The organism is Anaerohalosphaeraceae bacterium, assembly GCA_037479115.1.
In the GTDB taxonomy this organism is placed as follows: Bacteria; Planctomycetota; Phycisphaerae; order Sedimentisphaerales; family Anaerohalosphaeraceae; genus JAHDQI01.
In genome coordinates, this window is the sequence record JBBFLK010000010.1 from 87,462 (window position 1) to 108,863 (window position 21,402).

19 protein-coding genes and 2 tRNA genes are annotated in these 21,402 nt (G+C 55.6%); 2 read left to right on the forward strand and 19 right to left on the reverse strand.

Translation table 11 applies throughout. From position 1 onward, the window contains the following. Positions 1-131 precede the first annotated feature (131 nt). The 12 genes from rplL to WHS88_06770 form a co-directional block, all read right to left on the reverse strand. Positions 132-539 (reverse strand): 50S ribosomal protein L7/L12, encoded by a 408-nt coding sequence (gene rplL, locus WHS88_06715; protein MEJ5259864.1) that lies wholly within the window; start codon positions 537-539, stop codon positions 132-134. 123 nt (positions 540-662) lie between these two features. After that, positions 663-1,190, reverse strand: coding sequence for a 50S ribosomal protein L10 (rplJ, locus tag WHS88_06720; protein ID MEJ5259865.1), 528 nt, complete (start codon positions 1,188-1,190; stop codon positions 663-665). Between the two features lie 47 nt (positions 1,191-1,237). Beyond that, positions 1,238-1,918 carry a 50S ribosomal protein L1 gene (gene rplA, locus WHS88_06725; GenBank protein ID MEJ5259866.1) on the reverse strand — a complete coding sequence of 227 codons (681 nt, stop codon included), beginning with the start codon at positions 1,916-1,918 and terminating at the stop codon, positions 1,238-1,240. Between the two features lie 117 nt (positions 1,919-2,035). Further along, positions 2,036-2,461, reverse strand: a complete 426-nt coding sequence (gene rplK, locus WHS88_06730) for a 50S ribosomal protein L11 (protein MEJ5259867.1) — start codon at positions 2,459-2,461, stop codon at positions 2,036-2,038. A 76-nt stretch (positions 2,462-2,537) separates the two neighbouring features. Further along, positions 2,538-3,077 carry a transcription termination/antitermination protein NusG gene (gene nusG / locus WHS88_06735; protein ID MEJ5259868.1) on the reverse strand — a complete coding sequence of 180 codons (540 nt, stop codon included), beginning with the start codon at positions 3,075-3,077 and terminating at the stop codon, positions 2,538-2,540. 25 nt (positions 3,078-3,102) lie between these two features. After that, positions 3,103-3,489 (reverse strand): preprotein translocase subunit SecE, encoded by a 387-nt coding sequence (gene secE, locus WHS88_06740; GenBank protein MEJ5259869.1) that lies wholly within the window; start codon positions 3,487-3,489, stop codon positions 3,103-3,105. A 63-nt stretch (positions 3,490-3,552) separates the two neighbouring features. Next, a tRNA-Trp gene (locus tag WHS88_06745) sits at positions 3,553-3,625 on the reverse strand. 17 nt (positions 3,626-3,642) lie between these two features. Then, positions 3,643-3,810 (reverse strand): 50S ribosomal protein L33, encoded by a 168-nt coding sequence (rpmG, locus tag WHS88_06750; protein ID MEJ5259870.1) that lies wholly within the window; start codon positions 3,808-3,810, stop codon positions 3,643-3,645. Positions 3,811-3,920: 110 nt separating this feature from the next. Next, a complete protein-coding gene (gene tuf / locus WHS88_06755) occupies positions 3,921-5,147 on the reverse strand; it encodes an elongation factor Tu (protein ID MEJ5259871.1) in 1,227 nt (408 codons plus the stop codon). A 172-nt stretch (positions 5,148-5,319) separates the two neighbouring features. Then, positions 5,320-5,392, reverse strand: a tRNA-Thr gene (locus WHS88_06760). A gap of 239 nt (positions 5,393-5,631) precedes the next feature. Then, positions 5,632-7,875 (reverse strand): HEAT repeat domain-containing protein, encoded by a 2,244-nt coding sequence (locus WHS88_06765; GenBank protein MEJ5259872.1) that lies wholly within the window; start codon positions 7,873-7,875, stop codon positions 5,632-5,634. 203 nt (positions 7,876-8,078) lie between these two features. Beyond that, positions 8,079-8,408, reverse strand: coding sequence for a hypothetical protein (locus WHS88_06770; GenBank protein MEJ5259873.1), 330 nt, complete (start codon positions 8,406-8,408; stop codon positions 8,079-8,081). Positions 8,409-8,566: 158 nt separating this feature from the next. Between WHS88_06770 and WHS88_06775 the strand changes: the two genes are divergently transcribed. Further along, the gene (locus WHS88_06775) at positions 8,567-10,543 is read left to right on the forward strand and encodes an alpha-L-arabinofuranosidase C-terminal domain-containing protein (protein ID MEJ5259874.1); all 1,977 of its coding nucleotides are present in this window, start codon (positions 8,567-8,569) and stop codon (positions 10,541-10,543) included. Between the two features lie 22 nt (positions 10,544-10,565). Here WHS88_06775 and WHS88_06780 read toward each other — a convergent pair whose 3' ends face one another. From WHS88_06780 to WHS88_06800, 5 genes are all read right to left on the reverse strand, one after another. Beyond that, positions 10,566-11,258: an L-ribulose-5-phosphate 4-epimerase gene (locus WHS88_06780; protein MEJ5259875.1), complete on the reverse strand. Its 693-nt coding sequence runs from the start codon at positions 11,256-11,258 to the stop codon at positions 10,566-10,568. After that, on the reverse strand, positions 11,255-12,931 hold the full coding sequence (locus WHS88_06785; protein MEJ5259876.1) for a ribulokinase: 1,677 nt from the start codon (positions 12,929-12,931) through the stop codon (positions 11,255-11,257). Before WHS88_06785 ends, WHS88_06780 begins: the two co-directional genes overlap by 4 nt. Positions 12,932-12,959: 28 nt before the next feature. Next, the gene (locus WHS88_06790) at positions 12,960-14,651 is read right to left on the reverse strand and encodes a sodium:solute symporter (protein ID MEJ5259877.1); all 1,692 of its coding nucleotides are present in this window, start codon (positions 14,649-14,651) and stop codon (positions 12,960-12,962) included. A 37-nt stretch (positions 14,652-14,688) separates the two neighbouring features. Further along, the gene (locus WHS88_06795; protein ID MEJ5259878.1) at positions 14,689-15,753 is read right to left on the reverse strand and encodes an aldose epimerase family protein; all 1,065 of its coding nucleotides are present in this window, start codon (positions 15,751-15,753) and stop codon (positions 14,689-14,691) included. Between the two features lie 371 nt (positions 15,754-16,124). Further along, on the reverse strand, positions 16,125-16,787 hold the full coding sequence (locus WHS88_06800) for a hypothetical protein (GenBank protein MEJ5259879.1): 663 nt from the start codon (positions 16,785-16,787) through the stop codon (positions 16,125-16,127). A 472-nt stretch (positions 16,788-17,259) separates the two neighbouring features. Here WHS88_06800 and WHS88_06805 point away from each other — a divergent pair, with 472 nt between their 5' ends. Next, a complete protein-coding gene (locus tag WHS88_06805; GenBank protein MEJ5259880.1) occupies positions 17,260-18,789 on the forward strand; it encodes a redoxin domain-containing protein in 1,530 nt (509 codons plus the stop codon). Between the two features lie 519 nt (positions 18,790-19,308). Here the strand turns inward: WHS88_06805 and WHS88_06810 are convergent. Beyond that, positions 19,309-20,685: a right-handed parallel beta-helix repeat-containing protein gene (locus WHS88_06810; protein MEJ5259881.1), complete on the reverse strand. Its 1,377-nt coding sequence runs from the start codon at positions 20,683-20,685 to the stop codon at positions 19,309-19,311. 135 nt (positions 20,686-20,820) lie between these two features. After that, positions 20,821-21,402 (reverse strand): hypothetical protein (locus WHS88_06815; protein MEJ5259882.1); only part of this gene is annotated, 582 nt, incomplete at its 5' end.

Genomic DNA, 21,402 nt, shown 5'->3' on the forward strand with positions numbered 1-21,402 from the left:
GACTCTCCCGGCGCAAAAACCAGCAGCAGGTTCGACCCTCCGGCCCACGCCGGATTCGTCGAACCTGTCTGCAATCGTCTGTTCTCGATGAATCGTCGAAAACGTTTCCGCCGACACGTCGGCAAACTTCCTTACTGAATTTCCACAACCGCACCGGCCGCTTCGAGCTGCTTGCGGGCCGCTTCGGCTTCTTCCTTGCTCACATTTTCCTTCACCGGCTTCGGTACACCGTCCACCAAGTCCTTGGCTTCCTTCAGGCCCAGCCCCGTCAGGGCGCGCACTTCCTTGATGACCTGAATCTTCTGGTCGCCGAACGACTTTAAGATTACGGTAAAGCTGGTCTTTTCCGCCGGGGCGGCCGCCGCCGCTCCGCCGCCTGCCGCCGCAGGACCGGCCACCATCACCGCACCGCCGGCGGCCGGTTCAATTCCGTGAACCTCTTTCAGATAATCCGCCAATTCCTTCGCCTGCAGCAGCGTCAGGCCGACAATCTTATCCCCCAGTTCCTTGATTTCCTGGCTGAATGTTCTCTCTGACATCGTTTCAAACTCCTGTATTTCCAGCGGCCTCCGGTAGCGGGACTCCGCCGTCCCATTTAACCCGCCTGGCGGGACAACCGGCCGGCCAAACCTTCATTGATTTCGCACATTTACAAACGGCTGTTACGCCGCCTTTTCCTTTTTCTCGATCAGACTCTTGATGCAGCCGGCAATCACGCCGCCCGGACCCAGCATCGCCCCGACGGTCCGGCCCGCCGGTCCAAGAATGCTCTGAACCACACGGCCCTGAAGCTCACGACGATTGGGCATCTTGGCCAGTTCCGTAACGCCCGATGCATCCAGCACGCGGCCGTCCACAAAGGCGCCCTTAAACTTCAGGACCTGCAGCTTTTTGGCCCACTCCACCAGCTCTTTGGCCACATCGACGACACTGTCGCCTCCCCAAGCCAGCGTACAGGGCCCTTCCTGAAACAGCTGCGCTCCGGCCGCCCGCCCCAGCGACTCCAGCGCCCGCCGCATCAGCGAATTTTTCACCACCATCAGATGGATGCCCTTTTCCAGCAGCGCTCCCCGCAGGCGGTTGTTGTCAACCCCGTTCAGGCCAATCGTCTGAAGCACCACAAAATCCGGCGCCTCCGACAATCGCCGTTCATATTCTTTCTGAATCAAACCCTTTACATAGTACGTCATAATCGCTCCTCAGCATCAAACCGGCCTTTTCGCCGGATGGATTTTCGTTACTCAACCGCCAGCTGCACACTCGGACTCATCGTGGCGCTCAGGCAGACTTTCTTGATGTAGGTGCCCTTCATCGAGGTCGGACGAAGGCGTTTGATATGATTGATGAACGCATCGATGTTCTCGGCCAGTTTGGTTTCATCAAAGCTGAGCTTGCCGACGACCGCGTGCACATTTCCGCCCGCATCGTTTCGAAACTCCACCTTGCCCGCCGTAAATTCTTTGACGGCCTGCACCACATCCGTCGTGACGGTTCCGTTCTTGGGCGAGGGCATCTTGCCCTGCGGCCCCAGCACACGGCCGAGCTTGCCGACCTTGCCCATCACCTTCGGCGAGGCAATTGCCACGTCAAAATCCGTCCAGCCGTCCATCACCTTGGCAATCAGCTCATCCGCTCCGGCCTCCACGGCACCGGCCGCCTTGGCCGCCGCCGCATCCGACTCTTCACAGAATGCAATCACCCGGCGAGCCTTGCCGATGCCGTGCGGAAGACTCACCGCCCCGCGCACCGCCTGCTCGGCCTGCTTCGTATCAATCCCCAGGTGCATCGCAATCTCGACCGACTGGTCAAATTTGGTCGAGGCGAATGTCTTGAGCTTCTTGACCGCCTCCGCCAGCGGCAGCGGTGTCTGAACCGCCTTCTTGGCTTCGTTTTGATACCGTTTGCTTCGTTTTCTCATAGATTTCCTCGCGAAAAAAAATTTCGTTCGCTCCCACTGTCAAGCCGTGGTCCGCTTTTTGGAAAGCACATCTCTGACCGTCTGTCTTTTTCGGAACCAGCCCGGACCGGCTTTCGCTCAGTCCACCACTTCCACACCCATGCTGCGGGCCGTTCCTTCAATAATCTTCTCGGCCTTTTCCAGGGAATAGGCGTTCAGGTCCTTCATCTTGGTCTGGGCAATCTTGCGAATCTGGGCCCGAGTAACCTTCCCGACCTTTTCCTTATTCGGTACGCCGCTGCCTTTGGCCAGACCGGCCTCCTGCTTGAGGAGAACCGACGCCGGCGGACTCTTGATGATGAACTCAAAACTGCGGTCTGTATAAACCGTAATCTCTACCGGAACGATGGTCCCGTTGAACTCCCGCGTCCGTTCGTTGAACTGCGAGACAAACTGGCCGATATTCACGCCATGCTGGCCGAGGGCCGGGCCGATCGGCGGGGCCGGGGTGGCCTGCCCGCCCGGGGCCTGCAGTTTAATGACTGTTTTTACTTCTTTTGCCATAACACGTTCCTGTTCTGCTCAGCTTTCCATACGCCCTGCAAGTCCAGCCTTGAGGGCCGATATGCTCATATTTCGTTCAGACTTTTTCAATCTGCCAGTATTCAATATCCAGCGGGGTGCTGCGGCCGAATATCGTCACAATCACCCGCACAATGCCCCGCTCGGTGTCAATCGAGTCCACCGTTCCTTCAAAGTTTTCAAACGCCCCTTCCCGAATCTTCACCACATCCCCTTTGGCAAACTCCACCTTGATATTCGGAGCGTCCTCGGGTTTATCCGCCTCCTTGAGCATCTTGGCCACATCGGTATCCCGCATCGGCGTCGGAATCCCTTCCGTCCCGATAAAGTCCCCCACCCCCATTGTTTCCTTAATCACATACCACACATCATCCGGAATCCGACCGTCCTCCTTCGGCTCCAGCTCCATAAACACATACCCCGGATAGAGCTTGCGCTTCTGCACGCGCTGCTTGCCGCCCCGGATTCGCTTAATCTGCTCCGTCGGCACCAGAATCCGCCCGACGGAGCGAATCCCTTCCACCTTGAGCTTCCGCTCCAGTGCATCGCGGACCTGCTCTTCTTTGTTTGAAGCCACTCGCAAGACAAACCACCGCATCCGTGAGCCCTTTCCGGCCGGGCGATTAAAACAGCCCGAGCACGCTGCCGAATATCCAGTTGAACAATAAATCCACAATCGCCAGACCAATCGACATCAGAATCACCACCGTAATCACCACGGTTGTCGAAACCGCAATCTCCTGCCGGGTGGACCAGCTGACCTTTTTAATCTCCCCTTCAGCAGCTATCAGAAAATCCGATACAGACGGCTTGTTAATCACCCAGAATGTCAGCCAGCTCAGAATCACACAGAGAATCGCCGGCACCAGTGTCTGAACCAGAATCGACTGGTTCGCCAGGTGCTGATACAAGACCGCGCATCCGATCAGAATCAGAACAAAAACCCCAAGCCCCGTTCCCAGACGGGTGTACGTGGCCTGACCTCGCTTGTAAATCCGATTGATACTCATTGGGTTTCCTTTTCCGGCCTTCGACTTCTCTCCTTTCGGCCGATGCCGAAAGTTTTAATCCTACAGGCCAGGAGGGATTTGAACCCCCAACCTGCGGTTTTGGAGACCGCTGCTCTGCCAATTGAGCTACTGGCCTTTCCCGAATCCGTTCGCCTATTTGCGGCGAATTTTGTGCAGCGTATGCTTCCGCTCCCGCTTGCAGAACTTCATCAGTTCGAGTTTCGGAGTCCCGCCCTGCACATTGACCTCTGTGCGGTAGTTGCGGTCGCCGCACTCTTTGCATTCGAGCCAAACATATTCTCGCTTGATTGCCTTTGCCATACAAACCTCAACATCCTTCGATTCCGGTTCAGCCCGGAATCCGGACACAAAAAGGGAAAGAAGGTGCCGCTCTAAATGCGGCGGCACCTCCTGAATCGTCTGGAAAACTCTTACGCCAGAATCTTGGTCACAACCCCGGCGCCTACCGTGCGGCCGCCTTCACGAATCGCAAAGCGAAGCCCTTCTTCCATCGCAATCGGAGAAATAATCTCCACACTCATTTCGATGTTGTCGCCGGGCATGCACATCTCAACCGGCTTGCCTTCACGGCTCTTGATTTCCTTAATCGTTCCGGTCACGTCCGTCGTCCGGAAGAAGAACTGCGGACGATAGCCGGCAAAGAACGGGGTATGACGGCCGCCTTCCTCTTTCGTCAGCACGTACACTTCCGCATTGAACTGGGTGTGCGGGGTAATCGTGCCCGGCTTGGCCAGAACCTGCCCGCGCTCCAGCTCTTTCTTTTCCACGCCGCGCAGCAGCAGTCCGACGTTGTCGCCCGCCTGCCCTTCGTCCAGCGTCTTGTTGAACATTTCCACGCCCGTGACCGTCGTCTTGCGCGTCTCTTTGGACAGGCCGACGATTTCCACTTCGTCGCCGACCTTCACCACGCCGCGCTCAATACGGCCCGTGCCGACCGTGCCGCGGCCCTTGATGCTGAACACGTCTTCGACCGGCATCAGGAAGGGCTTATCAATTTCACGCTGCGGAATCGGAATGTATTCATCCATGACCTTCAGGAGCTCAAGAATCGGCTTGCAGGCGGGGTCATCCAGAGAGGCAGCCCGCATCGCCTGATTGGCCACCCCGCGGATAATCGGCGTATCATCGCCCGGGAAGTTGTACTTGTTCAGAAGTTCCCGAAGCTCCATCTCCACCAGGTCCAGCAGTTCCGGGTCGTCCACCAAATCCACCTTGTTCAGGAAGACCACGATTCGCGGAACGTTTACCTGACGGGCCAGCAGGATGTGCTCGCGGGTCTGCGGCATCGGACCGTCGCTGGCGGAGACCACCAGAATAGCCCCGTCCATCTGGGCGGCACCCGTAATCATGTTCTTGACATAGTCCGCATGTCCCGGGCAGTCCACGTGAGCATAGTGGCGGTTTTCCGTTTCATATTCAACGTGGGCCGTGGCAATCGTCAGAATCTTTGTTTCGTCACGGCGGCCCTGTGATTCAGAGGCCTTGGCAATATCATCATAGGATTTAAACTTTGACCAGCCGCACAATTCGCATACCCGCGTAATCGCCGCTGTCAGCGTCGTCTTGCCATGGTCAACGTGTCCAATCGTTCCCACATTGATATGAGGTTTCTTCCGTTCAAATACTGCCTTCGCCATGTCTTGAGTCTCCTGTTTCTGAAGTCCTTTTTCCTGCTCAGGGAAGGATTCTTGAATCTCCCGTTTTCTTGTTTACATTGACGTTTTATCATCTCCGGCCCGCAAGGACCGCCGCCGCTTTTTCTCAAACAAAACGCAGCACAAGGCCCCTTCGGCCAATGCCTGATTCTCCAGCTGCTGATGGGATTTGAACCCATGACCTCGTCCTTACCAAGGACGCGCTCTACCTGCTGAGCTACAGCAGCAAACGATCCCCTTCACGCCCTGAACATTCACAAAAAAACATCTTCTTGCTCCGGTCTTCTTTTCCGAAAGACCAGACAAGATTCGCCGTTTTCAGACAGTTTTTAGACAATCTCTCTGCTAATTGATTTTTGTAAAACGCAGAGTATATACACACCCCGGTTGAAGTGCAAATACAAAAAATTAAATTTTTCAGAAATTTTTACGCCCTAAACAAGGCAATCTCTGTCCGAAAAACTGATTATTGACCCAATGCTTCCGATTCCACTTTAACAGAATACACCTCGGTCCAATTCTGAACCTGAACCGACCATTCCGGATAATTCGGAGATATAGTATTCTCTTTCAATCCTTTAACAAAATCCGCCTTATCCGCTTCTTTCACATCCGGGGTACTAAAGTAACTTTCAATAAAAGTGGCTATCGGATGGCTTTTGCCAATATCTCCCCTGGCCAGCACTTCTTTCAGAATACTCTCCGCCACGGCATATTGTCGAAGCAATACAGCCGCACGAAAAGCAACAAGATTCGCGGTGTCCACAAATTCCGGACGCGCGTTCCCTGCTTTTATCCGTTTGCTGATTTCAAGAATCTGAGCATAGTCTTTGGCTGTCTCGGCAAGTTTCATTTGATTCGTCCAGATTTCCTCCAAAAGAGCGCGGGAGGATTCGGCTGCGGCCTTTTGTTCGGCCAAATCCCAAATAAACCGCTGCCGTTCCGGCAGGAATCCCTGCTCAGCCCCCCGTTTTGCCCAATCAACACAAACCGCTGCTCTTTGTTTCTGCAAAATAGCCCGAAAGGCCTGCCAGGCAACGTCAGATGCCCCATTTCCGCCTATCTGCCTGGAAAGCCATTCAAGGTCTTCTTTGTCCCCTACTTGGCCTGCCAATTCATAAACCATTTGTCGAATACTGGAATTGCTGTCCGATGCCAGTCCATATTCCTTAAAGGCCCTGAAGGCCTCATTTCTATCAATTCCAATCAATCCAGTCGCCCCAGCCAGCCGTATTTCAGGATTGTTCTTATCTGTTATCGCCTCTTTAAAAATCTCCTGAAAAAGCTGTCCGGCCAATTCTTTCTGATACCCCTGACTGGAAAGGCGGGCCATTATCATCAGCAAATCCCCCGCCAGAGCCCCGCCCGCACTGACAGCCTGACGGTACCGGTCCGCCAGACTGCCCAAATAAACTGCTGATTGGGCGGAATCAATGTTCACCCGCTCCAGCAGCTTGCGCATCACTTCTCCGCCCAGCCGGGCGGCAGCAGCTTGCTCGTTCCTTAAGTAATTGGCTGCCAGTTCAAGAACCTCATTCGGCATCGACTCCGGAAGCGTGATATTCGAACCGGGGGATAAGGCAAAATAGCACGCTTCGCCCAGCGCCTCAAAAATAGCCATTGATACCTGCGAATCCGTCTCCTTTTTATGCTGCTCCAGAAGTTTTTCCGCCGGGTTCAGCACGCTCATCGTCGTCAGCACCCGCGCCGTCTGCAAACGCACCTCCCGCTCGGGGTCCCCAAGCAGCACCAGCAGTCTTTCCCGCAAAGCCGGTTCAACATCGCCGCTAAGCCGATTCATCTTGCGAAGAGCCCACAACCGAATCGGAGCCAAATCCGAATTCAGCCGCTCCAGCAGATAGCGTCCGCGCACCTCCGGCGGCTGGAGTTCAAACTCATTGTCCAGGGCGGACAAATAAAGACGCTGCCAGCGGTCCCGCTCTTCCTGGATCTCCCGAAGACGCATCTCCTGACGCAAAAGCCGCTCCCGGCGGATATCTTCCGGGCTTTTCTGGCGAAGCTGTTCCAAAATGGTTGTCCAGACCTGGCGGCCGGTCCCGACGGGTATCCCAAACGATTCCTGAAGGGCACGCTCCGCCGCTTGCTGAATTTCAGGATTCGGCTCATCCATTAATTGAATCAGCAGGCGAAACGCCTGCGGTTCCGTGCGAACCTGAAGGGCGTAAATTCCCCGCAGCCGAACCTTTATATCCCGCTGGGTGTCTTTGATAACCGACATCAGGGGCCCCTCAATATCCGAAAAGCGATAAATTAACAGCGCCTCGGCGGCCAGTTTCGAGACCCCCTCATCCGACCCTGTCAGCACCTCAATCAGCGGCTCCACAAAAAGGTCCGCCGGGACAACCGTCCCGCCCAAACCCCGGGAGCGAATCAGGGCTCGACAAACAGACGCCCGAGCCAGCGGATTATCGGACGCTCGCAAGGCCCTCACCAGAACGTCACGGCCTGCGGCATCCTGACGCAGCAGCAAACCGATGGCTGCATCCACCCGAACCTCCTCGCTGCTGCCCTGCATCAGGGCTTCACTATAGACACGAAGCTGACGACCGGGATCCTCCTGCGCCCCCAAAAGAACCGCCCCGCCAGCCCCGCTCCCGGAAGATATCCGCATATCCGAGCCCGACAGGTCGGATAAAAAAACAAGAATCATCAATACTGTCAGAAGCTTTGTGCGCACAAACAAGTCCAATCGTTCCTTGGGCTCACCTTCTGATTATTCTTCGGCCAAAACGCCTCAATCCTAACAGATTTCTTTCCGCGGTCAATTTTGGCAGACAGAAAAAGACTCTCTATATGAATGGACGCTCTCCGTACCCTCGTTATTACTGAAATTTTAGAAAGATTGTTCGCAAACAGACGGACAATTATCCGGGAAATGCGCCGCTTTTGGATTTACTGCGGCTCCTGAGCATGTTCCGACATGGGCCGACCCGCCTTGCACGCCTCCAGCTGGGCGGTAACGTCCGCAACAATCTCCAGCATCTTCGCATAGGTCTGGCCGTGAAGCTCTTCATCCTTTTGGGCCTTTTCCTGAAGGGCCTCAATCTCCTTCTTCAGACGCTCAATCTCCCGCTCCTTTTCCTGAATCTGCTTTTTGAGCTGCAGATTTTCCTGTCCGACCAGCTGGGCCCTTCGATCGGTCTTTTGTCCGCTTTCCTGGCAACCCGCCCCCGCTATCAGCACCGCCAGCACTGCACAACAGACTCGAATATGAATGGTCATCCTGCACGCTCCGATTCAAAAAGATTCTTCCTGTCCGCAAACTCTGAAACCTATTATACCCCCTTTTTCCGCAGAATCAATCTGAACCCAGGAAATGTCCCCTTGACGGCCCTGCATTTCGTCGATACGTTGAGTGAAAAACGGAGGATAACAGAAACATGCGGTTTTCCAAATTTCTCTTCCTGCCGGCTCTTTGGGTTCTTTCGGCCTTCCCTTCTCCTGTTCAGGCACTAACCCTAACCATCCGGACCGATTCCCCCGGCAAACCCATCAGCCCGATGCTGTTCGGAATCTTTTTCGAAGACCTCAACTATGCCGCCGACGGAGGGTTGTATGCGGAACTCGTTCAGAACCGCTCCTTTGAATATTCCGCCCTCGACAGACCCGACTGGAACGCCCTGACCGGCTGGCAGCTGCTCAAACGCGCCGAAGGCGACGGCACTGCTTATATCGGCGATGCCCGCCCGCTCGGTCCCAACAATCCCCGCTATCTGGAGCTTCACTGCCGTGCCGGACGGGAAGGAAGCGCCGTGGGTCTGTCCAACAGCGGCTTTGGCGGCATTGTCCTCAAAGCGGGCGAGGGCTATACCTTTTCCGTCTTCGCCCGACAGCAGCCCGGCCGACATTTCTCCTGGCAGGTCTGCCTCGAATCCCGCGACGGAACCATTTTGGACAGCCGCGACCTGCCCCCCCTGAGCTCGGACTGGAAGCCGTATTCCGCCGTCCTGCATCCCAAAGAAAGTACAGACAGCGGCCGAATTGTCCTGTGGATTCACGGAGACGGCGTCATCTATCTCGACATGGTCTCCCTGTTTCCGCAAAACACATTCAAAAACCGCAAAAACGGCCTCCGCCGCGACCTGGCGGAAGTGATTGCTGACTTAAAACCCCGCTTCGTGCGCTTCCCCGGGGGCTGTCTGGTTCACGGTGACGGGCTCAGCAATCTCTACCGCTGGAAAGACACCATCGGCCCCGTCGAGCACCGGAAAGCACAAAAAAACATCTGGCGCTACCACCAAACCGTCGGACTGGGGTATTTTGAATACTTCCAATTCTGCGAAGATATCGGCGCCGAACCGGTTCCGGTCATGGCCGCCGGCGTGTCCTGCCAAAACACCGACCGGTACTGGGGGGTCGGCCAGCAGGCCGTCCCTCTCGAGAAAATGCCCGAGTACATCCAAGAGGTCCTGGACCTGATTGAATGGGCCAACGGCGCCCCGGACTCGACTTGGGGCCGTCTGCGGGCCCAGGCCGGACACCCCGAACCTTTTAACCTCAAATACCTGGGCATCGGAAACGAAGATGCCATGACACCCGCCTTTCGCGAACGCTTCGAAATGCTCTATCGGGCCGTCAAAGCCAAATACCCCGACATCACCGTCATCGGCACCGTCGGACCGGCCCCCGAAGGATTCGACTTTGAAGAGGGCTGGAAATTCGCTGACGCCCTCCGCCTCGAAATGGTCGATGAACACGGCTACAAATCCCCCCAGTGGTTCTGGAGCAACCTGAACCGTTATGACCGATACGACCGCACCAAATCAAAAGTCTATCTGGGCGAATACGCCGCCCATGAACCCGACCGTCGAAACACCCTCCGTTCTGCTCTGGCTGAGGCCGCCTATATGATCGCCCTTGAACGAAATGGTGACCTGGTTCGCATGGCCTCCTACGCCCCCCTGCTCGGCAAACATGGAAATACCCAGTGGAATCCGAATCTTATCTATTTTACCAACACAGAGGTCCTTCGGACCGCCAACTATTATGTTCAGATGCTCTTCGGCACCCATGCAGGCGACCGATACTTGCCGGCAAACCTCGACCCGCCGCTGTCGGATGAAAAAAAGTTCGCCTTCTCTGCCGTCCGAGACAGCCGAAACGGGGATATTATTGTGAAAATGGTCAATGGGGATGCTCAAGCTGTTACGCTCACCCTGAATCTGCAGGGCCTGCCTCAAGCGGAAACCCCGGCGATTCAAACCCTCCTGACCGCCGACACGCCCGACGCCTGCAATACCTTCCGCTCCCCGAACGACATCGTCCCCAAAACCGCCCCCATAACCCTGCGTGACGAGCAGACTTTCACCGCCGCCCCCTATTCCCTGACGGTTCTTCGGATTCCACGCCAAAAATGACGTGCCGGCTTTCGCCGCCGGATTATTTCTGCCCGTAGTAGGCGTTTTTGCCGTGCTTGCGGAGATAGTGTTTGTCCAGCAAAACGCGGGAAATCTCCGGCTGTTCCGGATTCAGCTGCAGAGTCCCCAGAGCCATCTGCGCACACTGCTCCAGCACCACGGCGTTTTCCACCGCTTTTTGCGCATTCGGCCCCCAGGTAAACGGCCCGTGATTGGCCACCAGAACCGCCGGCACCTGCATCGGGTCCAGCCCGGCAAACCGCCGTACAATCACCTTGCCGGTATTCAGCTCATAATCCCCCTCAATCTCCTCCGGCTGCATCGGGTCCGTCACCGGCACCGGCCCGTAAAAATTGTCCGCATGCGTTGTGCCGAAACAGGGGATTTCCCGGCAGGCCTGCGCCCAGATTGTCGCATACAGCGAATGCGTATGGCAGATTCCGCCGACCTTCTCAAACCGCCGATACAATTCCAGATGAGTCGGCGTATCCGAAGAAGGCCGCAGCGAACCCTCTACGACCCGGCCGTCCAAATCCAGCGCCACCAGGTCCTCCGGACGCAGCGCATCGTAGTCCACCCCGCTGGGTTTTATGAGCACAATCCCTTTGGCCCGGTCAATTCCGCTGACATTTCCCCAGCTGTAAATCACCAGATTCTGGATTTTCAGCTGGAGATTGGCCTGCCAGACCTGCTCCCGCAGTTCTTTGAGCATCATTGTTTGAGAACCTCTTCCTTAATCTTCAGCAGGTCTTTCATCACATTGTACAGCGACTGATTGTATCCTTTGGTCCCGAAGGCATCATGCAGCTGCTTATAAAGCACATAGAGCCGTTTATAAACCGCATGATTTGCCGCAATGGGCTTAAAGGTCTTGGCCTTGACCCCGCACATTGCTTTTTGGGCTGAGGCAAAGTCCGGATGCGCTCCGCCCACGACGGCTCCGCAGATGGCCGCCCCCAGCGCACAGGTCTGAGGCGAACGGGAAATCTTCATCTCCCGGCCCGTCACATCGGCATATATCTGCATAATCATCGGGTTCTTCTCGGAGATGCCGCCGCAGTTGATAATCTGCTCAATCTTCACGCCGTACTCTTCGAACCGGTTGATAATCGTCAGCGCCCCGAAGGCCGTCGCCTCCACCAGCGCCCGGTAAATCTCCTCCGGACGCGTATGAAGCGTCTGGCCCACCAAAAGCCCCGTCAGCCGCTGGTCCACCAGAATCGTCCGGTTGCCGTTATTCCAGTCCAGCGCCAAAAGCCCTGACTGCCCCGGTTTGAGTTTGGAGGCCTTGGCCGTCAGCGCGGCATGGTCGCCTTCTTTCTTTCCGCCGGGCTGAATGTAGTTGACAAACCAGTTGAAAATATCGCCCACGGCGGACTGCCCCGCTTCCAGACCGAAATACCCCGGAAGAATCGAGCCGTCCACAATCCCGCAGATGCCCGGAATATCCGGCAGCTTGGCTGTATTCGGCGCCACCGCCATATCGCAGGTGCTCGTGCCGATGATTTTCACCAGCGTCCCCGGTCCGATGCCCGACCCGACTCCGCCCAGATGCGCATCAAACGCTCCCATTGCCACCGGAATCCCCGGCTTTAAACCCAGCCGCTTGGCCCACTCTTCCGTCAGGTCGCCCGCCTTCTGGTCCACCGTCTGCGTGGTGGCCGTCAGGGTATCCCGAAGGGCCCCCAGTTTCGGGTCCAGTTTGGACAGAAACTCTTTGGCCGGATAGCCGCCCCAGGCCTCATTGAACATCGCCTTATGCCCCGCTGCACACCGGCATCGTTTCAGCTTGGACGGATGGTCCGTTCCGGTCAGCACCGCCGGAATCCAGTCCGCATGCTCCACCCACGTATAGGCCGCATCAAACACCTTCGGGTCCGTCCGCAGGCAGTGCAGAATCTTGCTGAAAAACCACTCCGACGAGTACGTCCCGCCGCACTTGGCCAGATACTCCGGATGCTCGCGCGCCGCCAGCTCCGTAATCTCAGCCGCCTCGGCATAGCCCGTGTGGTCCTTCCACAGCCACACATAGGCGTTCAGATTCTTTTTGAACTCCTTCTTCATTGCCAGAGGCACACCGTCCTTATCGACCGGAATCGGCGTCGAGCCGGTCGTATCCACCCCGATGCCCACAATCTGGTCGGCCCGGAACTTCTTGTCGTTCTTCCTGGCCTGAGCCAGAGACTTCTTAATCGTCACCTCCAGCCCTTCCAGATAGTCCGCCGGATTCTGCCGGGCCACATTGTGGTCTTTGCGGTCCAGCAGAATCCCCATCTCGCCGGACGGGTAGTTATAAACCGCCGTGCCGACCTCTTTTCCGTTCGCCGTATTGACAATCACACACCGGACCGAATTGGTCCCGTAATCCAAACCGATTGCATAGGCCATAACAACCCCTCTCTCAAACCGCTCCCGATTACCAGAAATAGATATAGAACGCGACAATCACACCCAGAATAATCAGCGTGTGAATGACATCCCACTTATTCCAGCTGGCCCGTGTGGCGGCCTTTTCTTCCGGCGTAGCCGCATAGTACGTATAGCGGATCTGATTCGAAGACGGCGGCGGCGTCATCAGACTGACGATGACCGTCACAACAATGCACAGAATAAACAGGAAAACACAATAATGCAGCCAGTTGACATTGGCCGCCCAGTACAGCAGCGTCCCTTCCGCCAAACGCCCTTTGAGCACATCCAGAGCCAGCCGGAACATTCCGAGAGCAAAGCCCACCACCAGGCCCCAGAATCCGCCCATGGCCGTGGCCCGCTTCCAGAACACGCCCATCACAAACGCCGCGGCAATCGCCGGTGCCAGCAGTCCCTGAACCGCCTGCAGATACCGGTACAGCACATTGCCCATGCCCTTCATCACCGGAATCCAGACGATGCCGAGAATCACCACCGTGGCCGTCGCAATACGCCCAACCACAACCAGATGCTTCTCACTGGCGGTCGGATGCAGTTTTTTGTAAAAATCGCCGACAAACAGCGCCGCCGAAGAGTTAAACAGCGAAGCCAGCGAGCTCATCAGGGCCGCCAGCAGGCCGCACACCACAAATCCCTTAAACCCAATCGGCAGCAGCTGTGATACCAGCGTCGAAAAGGCCGCATCCGCATCCGGCTTGCCCTCCGCCGTCAGCGGCATATTCAGCAGACCCTTCTGGGTCAGCGCATAGGCAATCATCCCGGGCACGAGGAAAATGAATACCGGCAGCAGCTTAAAATAGCCTGCCAGAATCGTCCCGCGGCGTGCTTCCTGCTGGTTCTTGCCCGACAGAACGCGCTGCACAATATACTGGTCCGTGCACCAGTACCAGAACCCGATAATCATCGAGCCGAACAGCACCCCCGTCCACGGAAACTCCGGGTCCGATGCCGGCCGAACCAGTTTCAGATTCGGCCCGCAAATCCGCTCCACCTCGCCCCATCCGCCGACGCGAATCAGTCCGACAACCAGAATCACAATCGAACCAATCAGCAGCACCGGCGTCTGCAGAACCGACGTGTACATCACGGCCTTCATCCCGCCCAGCACCGTGTACAGACCGGTAATCACAACCAGCCCGATGGCCGACACCCAGAACATATCCATCCCGCCGATCAGCGGCACGTTCTCCGGAACGCGGGTAATCCCGAACACCGTTCCGAACACCACGCCGCCGGAATACACCGTCACAGCCACCTTCGTCAGGACATAACTGACCAGTGAAATCAGCGAAAGAATCGAACGGGAACCCGGCGAAAACCGATGCTCCAGATACTCCGGCATCGTGAAAATCTTAATCCGGTCATAAAACGGCACAAACACCCATCCGAGCACCAGAATCAGCCACGCATGCATCTCCCAGTGGGCCATCGCCATTCCGCTCACAAAGCCGACGCCCGACAGCCCTACCAAATGCTCCGAACCGATATTCGAGGCAAAAATCGAGGAGCCGATGGATACCCAGCCCGCGTTCCGGCCCGCCAGAAAGTAATCCTGAGACGTCTCTTCTTTCTGACGAAGAACCCAGACGATAATCCCGACCAGCCCGATAAAAAAGGCGATCATGATGGCCGTGTCCAGACCGCTCCAGGCGGACATGGCTAACAATCCTGTTTCCATAGCTGTCTCCTTTTGAAGGATTCCCTAAACCGATTCGTTATCGAGTCGAAAACTTATGTATGGTTGTAGTCTGATAGACCTGGCCCGGACGCAGAACCGTGGACGGGAACTGTGCCTTGTTGGGCGAATCCGGGAAATGCTGCGTCTCCAGACAGAAGCCTGTGCGGTGCTGATAGACCTTGCCGCCCTTGCCGGCAATCGTTCCATCCAGGAAATTGCCCGCATAAAATTGAATCCCCGGCTCCGTCGTCCAGATTTCCATTACCCGTCCGCTGGTCGGTTCATAGACCTTCGCCGCCAGAGACATCTCGTTGCCCTTCTTGTCCAGCACCCAGTTGTGGTCATAGCCCTTGCCGTACTTCAGCTGATCATAATCGGCATTGATTCTCGCCCCGATTGCCGTCGGCTTTGTAAAGTCCATCGGCGTTCCCTTGACCGGACGAATCTCTCCGGTCGGAATCAGCCCTTCATCCACCGGCGTAAAGAACGGCGCATTGAGCATCAGCTCATGCCCCAGAATATCCCCCTTGCCCTGACCGGCCAGATTGAAATACATATGATTGGTCAGATTGCACACCGTCGGCTTGTCCGTCGTGGCCTTATAGTCAATCTGCAGCTGATTGTCATCCGTGAGCGTATAAATCACCGTCACCTTCAGCGTGCCCGGATATCCTTCCTCCATATCCCTGCTCACATAGGACAGCTCCACGCCTGCTGTGTTCTTGGTCGTAAACGGCTTGGCCGTCCACAGCCGCCGGTCAAATCCGTCCACACCCCCGTGCAGATGATTGACCCCGTCATTGGCCGCCAGCTTGTATTCCTTGCCGTCCAGCGTAAATTTCGCCTGACCGATGCGGTTGCCGTACCGCCCGATGATGCAGCCGAAATACGGATTGGTCTTGCGTTCCAGATACCCCTTCAGGTCATCATGACCGAGCAGGATATCCTCCAGCTTGCCATTGCGGTCCGGCACATACAAGGCCACCACATGTCCGCCGTAGTTGGTAATCTTGGCCGTCATTCCGCTGCTGTTTTTCAGGATGTACAGGTCCGCAGTCCGCCCGTCCGGTAAAACTCCGAACGGCTCTTTCTGAACACTCATTCTTGCACTCTCCTTTCCTTGAAGCCGCCAAATCTGCCAGTTGCAGGCCCCCGCAAAAATCAACAATCCCGCTGTCAGTCCAGTCAACACATTCCGTTTCTTCATAGCGATTGTCTCCCTTCAATTCCTAAGGATTTACGGCAAACTCGTCGAGGGCAAACCGGAAAAGTGCGACCCTCCCTTTCAAGCCCGAACAGACCGAAACCCCCAACCGTACGCGGCTTGCTGATATCGCAGGTTTCCGAACGTCCTCTCCCAACCTCAAAACTCCCTGAAGACGACTGTCCTGTGTTCAACAATTAAAACTGTGAAGGTAAGAAATGCCCCCCATCCTGTCAAGCATATTTTTCCCCCAAACCTGACCCGGCTGCTTATAAATCCGGAATCACCTCGGCCCAGAAAGCCCCCGTACTGCTGAGCTTAAAGATGTATATCAGCCCCGGACGCATCTGCCGATACACCGCATTGCCGTAAATCGCCCGGATTCCCAGCGATTCCAGCCGTTTGGGCTGGTTGGATAAGCTCCAGATTTCCTGCCAGAACAGCTGCCGATCCTTTACCGACAGTTTCCGTCCAATGTCGGCATACGAGGCGGGCTCCGTCCCCTCCGGCTGGATTACAAATCCGTCCTCCGGCCGCATCTTCTCCCCATAAATCCGCCGCCAAAGCCCAATCGCCCGCTCCCGGCCGTCCATCACGAGCTGCTTATCAAAACAGACAATCAGCATGTCAAAATGGGCAATATCGCCTTCGATTTCCACTTCTTTCCGAAGAACCTGCTCAGACGCATCCTCCGGCAGAGTCTGAACAAACAAAATCCTTGTAAAAAGCCGCCCGTCCCGCAGCTTCTGCTCAACCACTTTGGCATACCCGACCTGCTGCTCAAACGCCAGATTGGCCAGGGCTTCCTGAAGCTGCTTATTTTCCGCAAGGAGCTGCTGAATCGTCCGCTGGGTTTCCGTGCTCTTCCACCAATACACCCCGCCGGCCGCCAGCACCGCCGCCAATACCATAATGCTGAACAATCGCTTCATACCCCTTTTATCGTTTATCCCGACAGAAAAGATTGACTTTTTGCCTTCTTTCCCATTCCCCCACATCTCGTCATCTCCGCGCATCCCTCTTCACTGTTCATTATAACTGACCACTGATAACTGTTGACTGATGACTGATTCATCCCCTTTTTCCCCGGGCTTATCGCCCGGGGCTATTTCCCTCGCCCAAGTCCCCGTCGTTCCCTCGCAGGCCACCGTCATTCCCGCGCAGGCGGGAATCCAGACCTTCCCACGACCTGTCCTCCGAAGCTTTCAGCGAAGGAGGAAGGGCGGGAATCTATTTTGGGAAAGCAGCCAGTGGCCGGACTCCGGCAGCCGGCCGTTCTTTCCGCTTCCTGACCAATCCCTGATAACTGATGACTGATAACTGATGACTGATAATTGTTTTTTCTTGAAACAGCCCCCCCATCGCGATTAGTCTATATCTACAAACGCAGAAAAGGAGACCTTTATGAAAAGCACGCAGATTATCATTATTTTCCTCCTAATCCTGAGCATTCTCCTCCAGTTTTACCTGTGTGTCATCCTGACCGTCACGCTCCTGCCCAGCATCAACCAGCAGATTCAGACCTCTCTGAAACCAGCCGCCGCTGTGCCGCCGGCTCCCGCTCCGCCCCTTCCTCCAACTCCTGCAAAAAAAGAAGCCATCGAAGAAGGACGTCCCTTTCCCCCGCTCGAGTTTACAGACCTCGATGGCAAAACCCACAACATCCAGGACTACCGCGGCAAGGTCGTCGTCATCGATTTCTGGGCAACCTGGTGCGGCCCCTGCAGAGCAGCAACCCCTTACCTGCTCGAAACCTACAACGCTTTCAAAGACAAAGGACTGGTCATCCTGGGCATCTCACTGGACAGCGACAAAAAGGCCCTGACTGATTATCTGAAGGCGCACGAAATCCCATGGCCGCAGTACTTTGACGGCCTGGGCTGGGACAACAAAATCTGGCGGCGGCTGGGTTCGGGCGGCATCCCCCTCATTATCGTCATCGACCGGCAGGGCATTGTCCGACATTACGACATCAATCCTGGACAGCTGAAAAACGCCGTCCAGCGCCTTCTCGAAAATCCCCCAGCGGCCTCCTCCGCCGAACGAACATCCGGCTCCTGCTGCCAACCCAAACAAGACCCCGTTCTCGCAGCCGTCAGCGACAAACCTTTTCAGGAACGCATCCGGAACGTCTGGTGGGACGGGCAGGAGTACACATTCACATTCGCCGGTCAGCAGCCCATCCGCGAAAACCGAATCGGTCCGATTGACTGCCGCATAACCGGTCTTGCCTTCCATCCCGACGGCCGCATCGCCTTCGCCTCAGGCCATGGAACAACCCCGGATATGCTTTTGTCCTACTGGAGCCCCGATGGAGTCGGGGAATCCATTGTGGACCTCCAGTATCATCCATACAGCGAAACGGCAGACAGAGACGCCCTCGAAGCCGAGGGCAAATTCTGGTTCTTTGCGGGTCCGCTGGCCGTCAGCCGGGACGGCACCTGCTTCTTTTCACTGGGAGCGTGCGGACCGAACGGCATTTATAAAGTCCTTTCAAAAAATCCTGTCCAAATTCAAAAACTGCAGAGGAGCGATGCCGTACAATCCCTGCAAATCCCCTATTTTGACCCGGAATGGCTTTATGTCGGCAGTTCGAAAGGACTTTACCGCCTCCCCTTGACCTCTTCGGACGACAAACGGTACGGATTAACCCCCTGGTTTTCCGTCAACGGCGACTACATTTACCACACCTATACCCTCGCGGCGGACCCCAATCTCGTCCTGGCCCAAATCACCTTTCGAGTCCACGAAAAAGAGCCGGAAAAATCCTACTATCAAAAGTCCTTCGTGTTTGACAAACAAACGCACACCTACCGAGCCCTTCCCATCGACCAAATCGGCCCGATGGCCATTTCCTGGGATGGAAAACGCATGATTCGCTTTGACATCTCCTCCTTCTCCATCGTCGAGTTCTCCCTGCCTGCTTCTGAATAGAGCTAAATACTCCGGCTCTGTCCAGAGAAACCTCGCAGTTTGTTCCTTCCTTTTCACTAAAATCCTTTTCTCACCTGCTCCCTCATTATCTCCGCGCATCTCTTTCTATCCTGTTCACTGATGACTGACCACTGATGACTGAAGACTGATAACTGAAGACTGATGACTGATGCATTCCCTTTTCCCCCGGGCTTACGCCCGGGGCTATTTCCCCGCCAAGCCCCGTCATCCCCGTGCAGGCCCCTGTTGTTCCCGCGCAGGCCACCGTCATTCCCGCGCAGGCAGGAATCCAGTTCTTCCTCCCCGCGACTTGTCCTTCGAAGCTTCAGCGAAGAACGAAAACAGAATAGCCCCGCCCGCAAGGGCGGGGAAAAAAGAGAATGAAAACCCTATCCTCATCTTCCCCGGGCTTGCGCCCGGGGCTATTTCCCACGCACCACCCCCGTCATTCCTGAACCCAGTCGCCCGAAGCTTTATCAAAGTGAGGAAGAGAGAAAACCGAGCCTTTATCAAACACTCTTAGAAACCCGTTTTGAGCCAATACGAAGCCGCTCTCTTCCAATCAGACAGGTTCACAGACCCGCTCCCGTTCAAATCTGCTCCCCCGCATCGTCCGCACGCCCCCATCAGCCACCATTCCGCCAGCCGTTCAACATCCAGCAAATTCACCCGTCCGTCCGCGGCGCAGTCTCCCGGAATATACTCGAAAGCCCCTAAATCCGGTCCCGCCTCCAGATATTCCAGTCCCAAAATCGCCCCGGCATCAATCGCTGCACTGCCGGCTCGAAGACGGGCGAAACCGAGCCGCGGCAGTGAACCGTCCGCCTCGCGCAGACCGTCGGCCCCCGCCGAATCCAGCTCCGCGAAATCCTCATCTGTCAGCACAAAACCATTCCAGGAGTTGAACTGGTCGTCAATCTCCTCATACATCAAAACCGCCCCCAGATGCGACAGGTTGTTCCGAAGCACATGCGCCGAATTATGCTCATCAAAATAAAAATTCCGGCCGCCGTTTCGAATCCCGCTGCACTGATAGACGGTCACGCCCGTAATATTCCCGTTCACATCGATTCCATGATGGGGATTGTCAAAGGCCGCACAATACACCAAAAAATGTCCGCCGGCGCCGGCTCCCAGCTTAAACCCGTTCCCGTCCCCGGCAAAGGCGGTATCTCCCCAAAGATTGATTCCGTTTCGAAAGGCCCAGCACCGCTCAAATGTGACGGCCTCACTGGGAGGAGTTGTATTCCAGCAGTCATAGCCGTCATCCGAATTGCTCCACGCCCGACACCCCCGAAGAATATTGCCCGGACCAACCCCGAATTTGACGGCAAATCCGTCCGCGTTCTCCCCGTGATTGGCCGGGTCGTAATTCTCATAGGAATCACAGTTCAGGAGCAGATTATACGCCGCACCGGTATGCAGCTGGATGCCGGAATCTTCATTCCAGCGGGCCGTAATCCGCTCAATCTGATTATGCCCGCCGGTAATGTACAGCCCGTTATCGCCCGCATTTTGGATAATAAAGTCGTAAAACACCCAGTAGCTGCCGCTTAGTTCAATCCCGCGAGTCCCCGTGGACGTGCCTGAAAAGTCAAGAATAACCGTTTCACCGGGATAAGAACGCAGCGTGATCGGATTCTCCAAAGTTCCGCTTTTGCTGATGGAAACTTTCGTGGAATAAGCATGCTGTCCGCCTCGAAGGAAAATCGTATCCCCCGCCGAGGCTGCCGTAACGGCCCGGCCGATTGTTTTGAAAGGACTGCTGAGGGTGCCGCTATTGCTGTCGCTGCCGGAGGGGCTCACATAATACTCCGCCGCCCAAACCCAAACCGGCCATCCAATCGCCAGCCAGACAAAAACCCCGCCAGCCAGCCAAACTCTTCTCATCATCATACCCCCTTAAAAAGCACCGGCACCCCTCTTTTTGACCAAATCAGATATATTTTAACCGAAAACCCCTGCCTTGTCAAGGAATCTAATCAGTTTTCCTTCCAAAACAGGGGCTTTCTGGGCGCTTCTTCGCTCACTTTAAGGAGTCGAATTATAAAAAGCACAATCACACGTTTCTTCACACGCAGTACAAAGGAGATTGCCGCACTGACCGCAGGGAGTTAATGCCGCTCCGCATTCCGGACAGACAGGCCCGCTGAAAGACTGTACCGCCTTCTCGCCGGTTTTTTTTAGAATGCTGTTCACAAGAAGAGAAATGTCCTTCTGGATATGGACCGTGGCTAAATATCTTCTCTGATTCTGGACAGAAACAGTCTTTTCCTCAGACATCTGAATAATCGAAGGGTCAATCTTTCCGCCTCTTCCGGCAAAATCCCGAAGCGATGCATTTAACCTCGCCCAGGGCACATGGGGCTTAATAATATCACCCAGATTATTCTTTTTCAGCCATCCAAACAAAACATTATCCGCAAGGTCCGTCTGTCTTTTATAGACAGATTTCAGAACACATTGCACATACAGCCCGTTGGGAAATGCAATTTGTTCGAAACCGCTTCCTTTGAGTGTTTCATGCAGTTCCGCCCTCTTCCTTTTTAAGAGTTCTTTCCAATGTTCAATTTGTCTGTTCAGCAAATTGATTTCCTCTTGCAGAATAACTAG

Bases quoted from the DNA above. Each gene is read 5' to 3' on its own strand.
- rplL (MEJ5259864.1), bottom strand. From the start codon at position 539: ATGTCAGAGAGAACATTCAGCCAGGAAATCAAGGAACTGGGGGATAAG.
- rplJ (MEJ5259865.1), bottom strand. From the start codon at position 1,190: ATGACGTACTATGTAAAGGGTTTGATTCAGAAAGAATATGAACGGCGA.
- rplA (MEJ5259866.1), bottom strand. From the start codon at position 1,918: ATGAGAAAACGAAGCAAACGGTATCAAAACGAAGCCAAGAAGGCGGTT.
- rplK (MEJ5259867.1), bottom strand. From the start codon at position 2,461: ATGGCAAAAGAAGTAAAAACAGTCATTAAACTGCAGGCCCCGGGCGGG.
- nusG (MEJ5259868.1), bottom strand. From the start codon at position 3,077: ATGCGGTGGTTTGTCTTGCGAGTGGCTTCAAACAAAGAAGAGCAGGTC.
- secE (MEJ5259869.1), bottom strand. From the start codon at position 3,489: ATGAGTATCAATCGGATTTACAAGCGAGGTCAGGCCACGTACACCCGT.
- rpmG (MEJ5259870.1), bottom strand. From the start codon at position 3,810: ATGGCAAAGGCAATCAAGCGAGAATATGTTTGGCTCGAATGCAAAGAG.
- tuf (MEJ5259871.1), bottom strand. From the start codon at position 5,147: ATGGCGAAGGCAGTATTTGAACGGAAGAAACCTCATATCAATGTGGGA.
- WHS88_06770 (MEJ5259873.1), bottom strand. From the start codon at position 8,408: ATGACCATTCATATTCGAGTCTGTTGTGCAGTGCTGGCGGTGCTGATA.
- WHS88_06775 (MEJ5259874.1), top strand. From the start codon at position 8,567: ATGCGGTTTTCCAAATTTCTCTTCCTGCCGGCTCTTTGGGTTCTTTCG.
- WHS88_06780 (MEJ5259875.1), bottom strand. From the start codon at position 11,258: ATGATGCTCAAAGAACTGCGGGAGCAGGTCTGGCAGGCCAATCTCCAG.
- WHS88_06785 (MEJ5259876.1), bottom strand. From the start codon at position 12,931: ATGGCCTATGCAATCGGTTTGGATTACGGGACCAATTCGGTCCGGTGT.
- WHS88_06790 (MEJ5259877.1), bottom strand. From the start codon at position 14,651: ATGGAAACAGGATTGTTAGCCATGTCCGCCTGGAGCGGTCTGGACACG.
- WHS88_06795 (MEJ5259878.1), bottom strand. From the start codon at position 15,753: ATGAGTGTTCAGAAAGAGCCGTTCGGAGTTTTACCGGACGGGCGGACT.
- WHS88_06800 (MEJ5259879.1), bottom strand. From the start codon at position 16,787: ATGAAGCGATTGTTCAGCATTATGGTATTGGCGGCGGTGCTGGCGGCC.
- WHS88_06805 (MEJ5259880.1), top strand. From the start codon at position 17,260: ATGAAAAGCACGCAGATTATCATTATTTTCCTCCTAATCCTGAGCATT.
- WHS88_06810 (MEJ5259881.1), bottom strand. From the start codon at position 20,685: ATGATGATGAGAAGAGTTTGGCTGGCTGGCGGGGTTTTTGTCTGGCTG.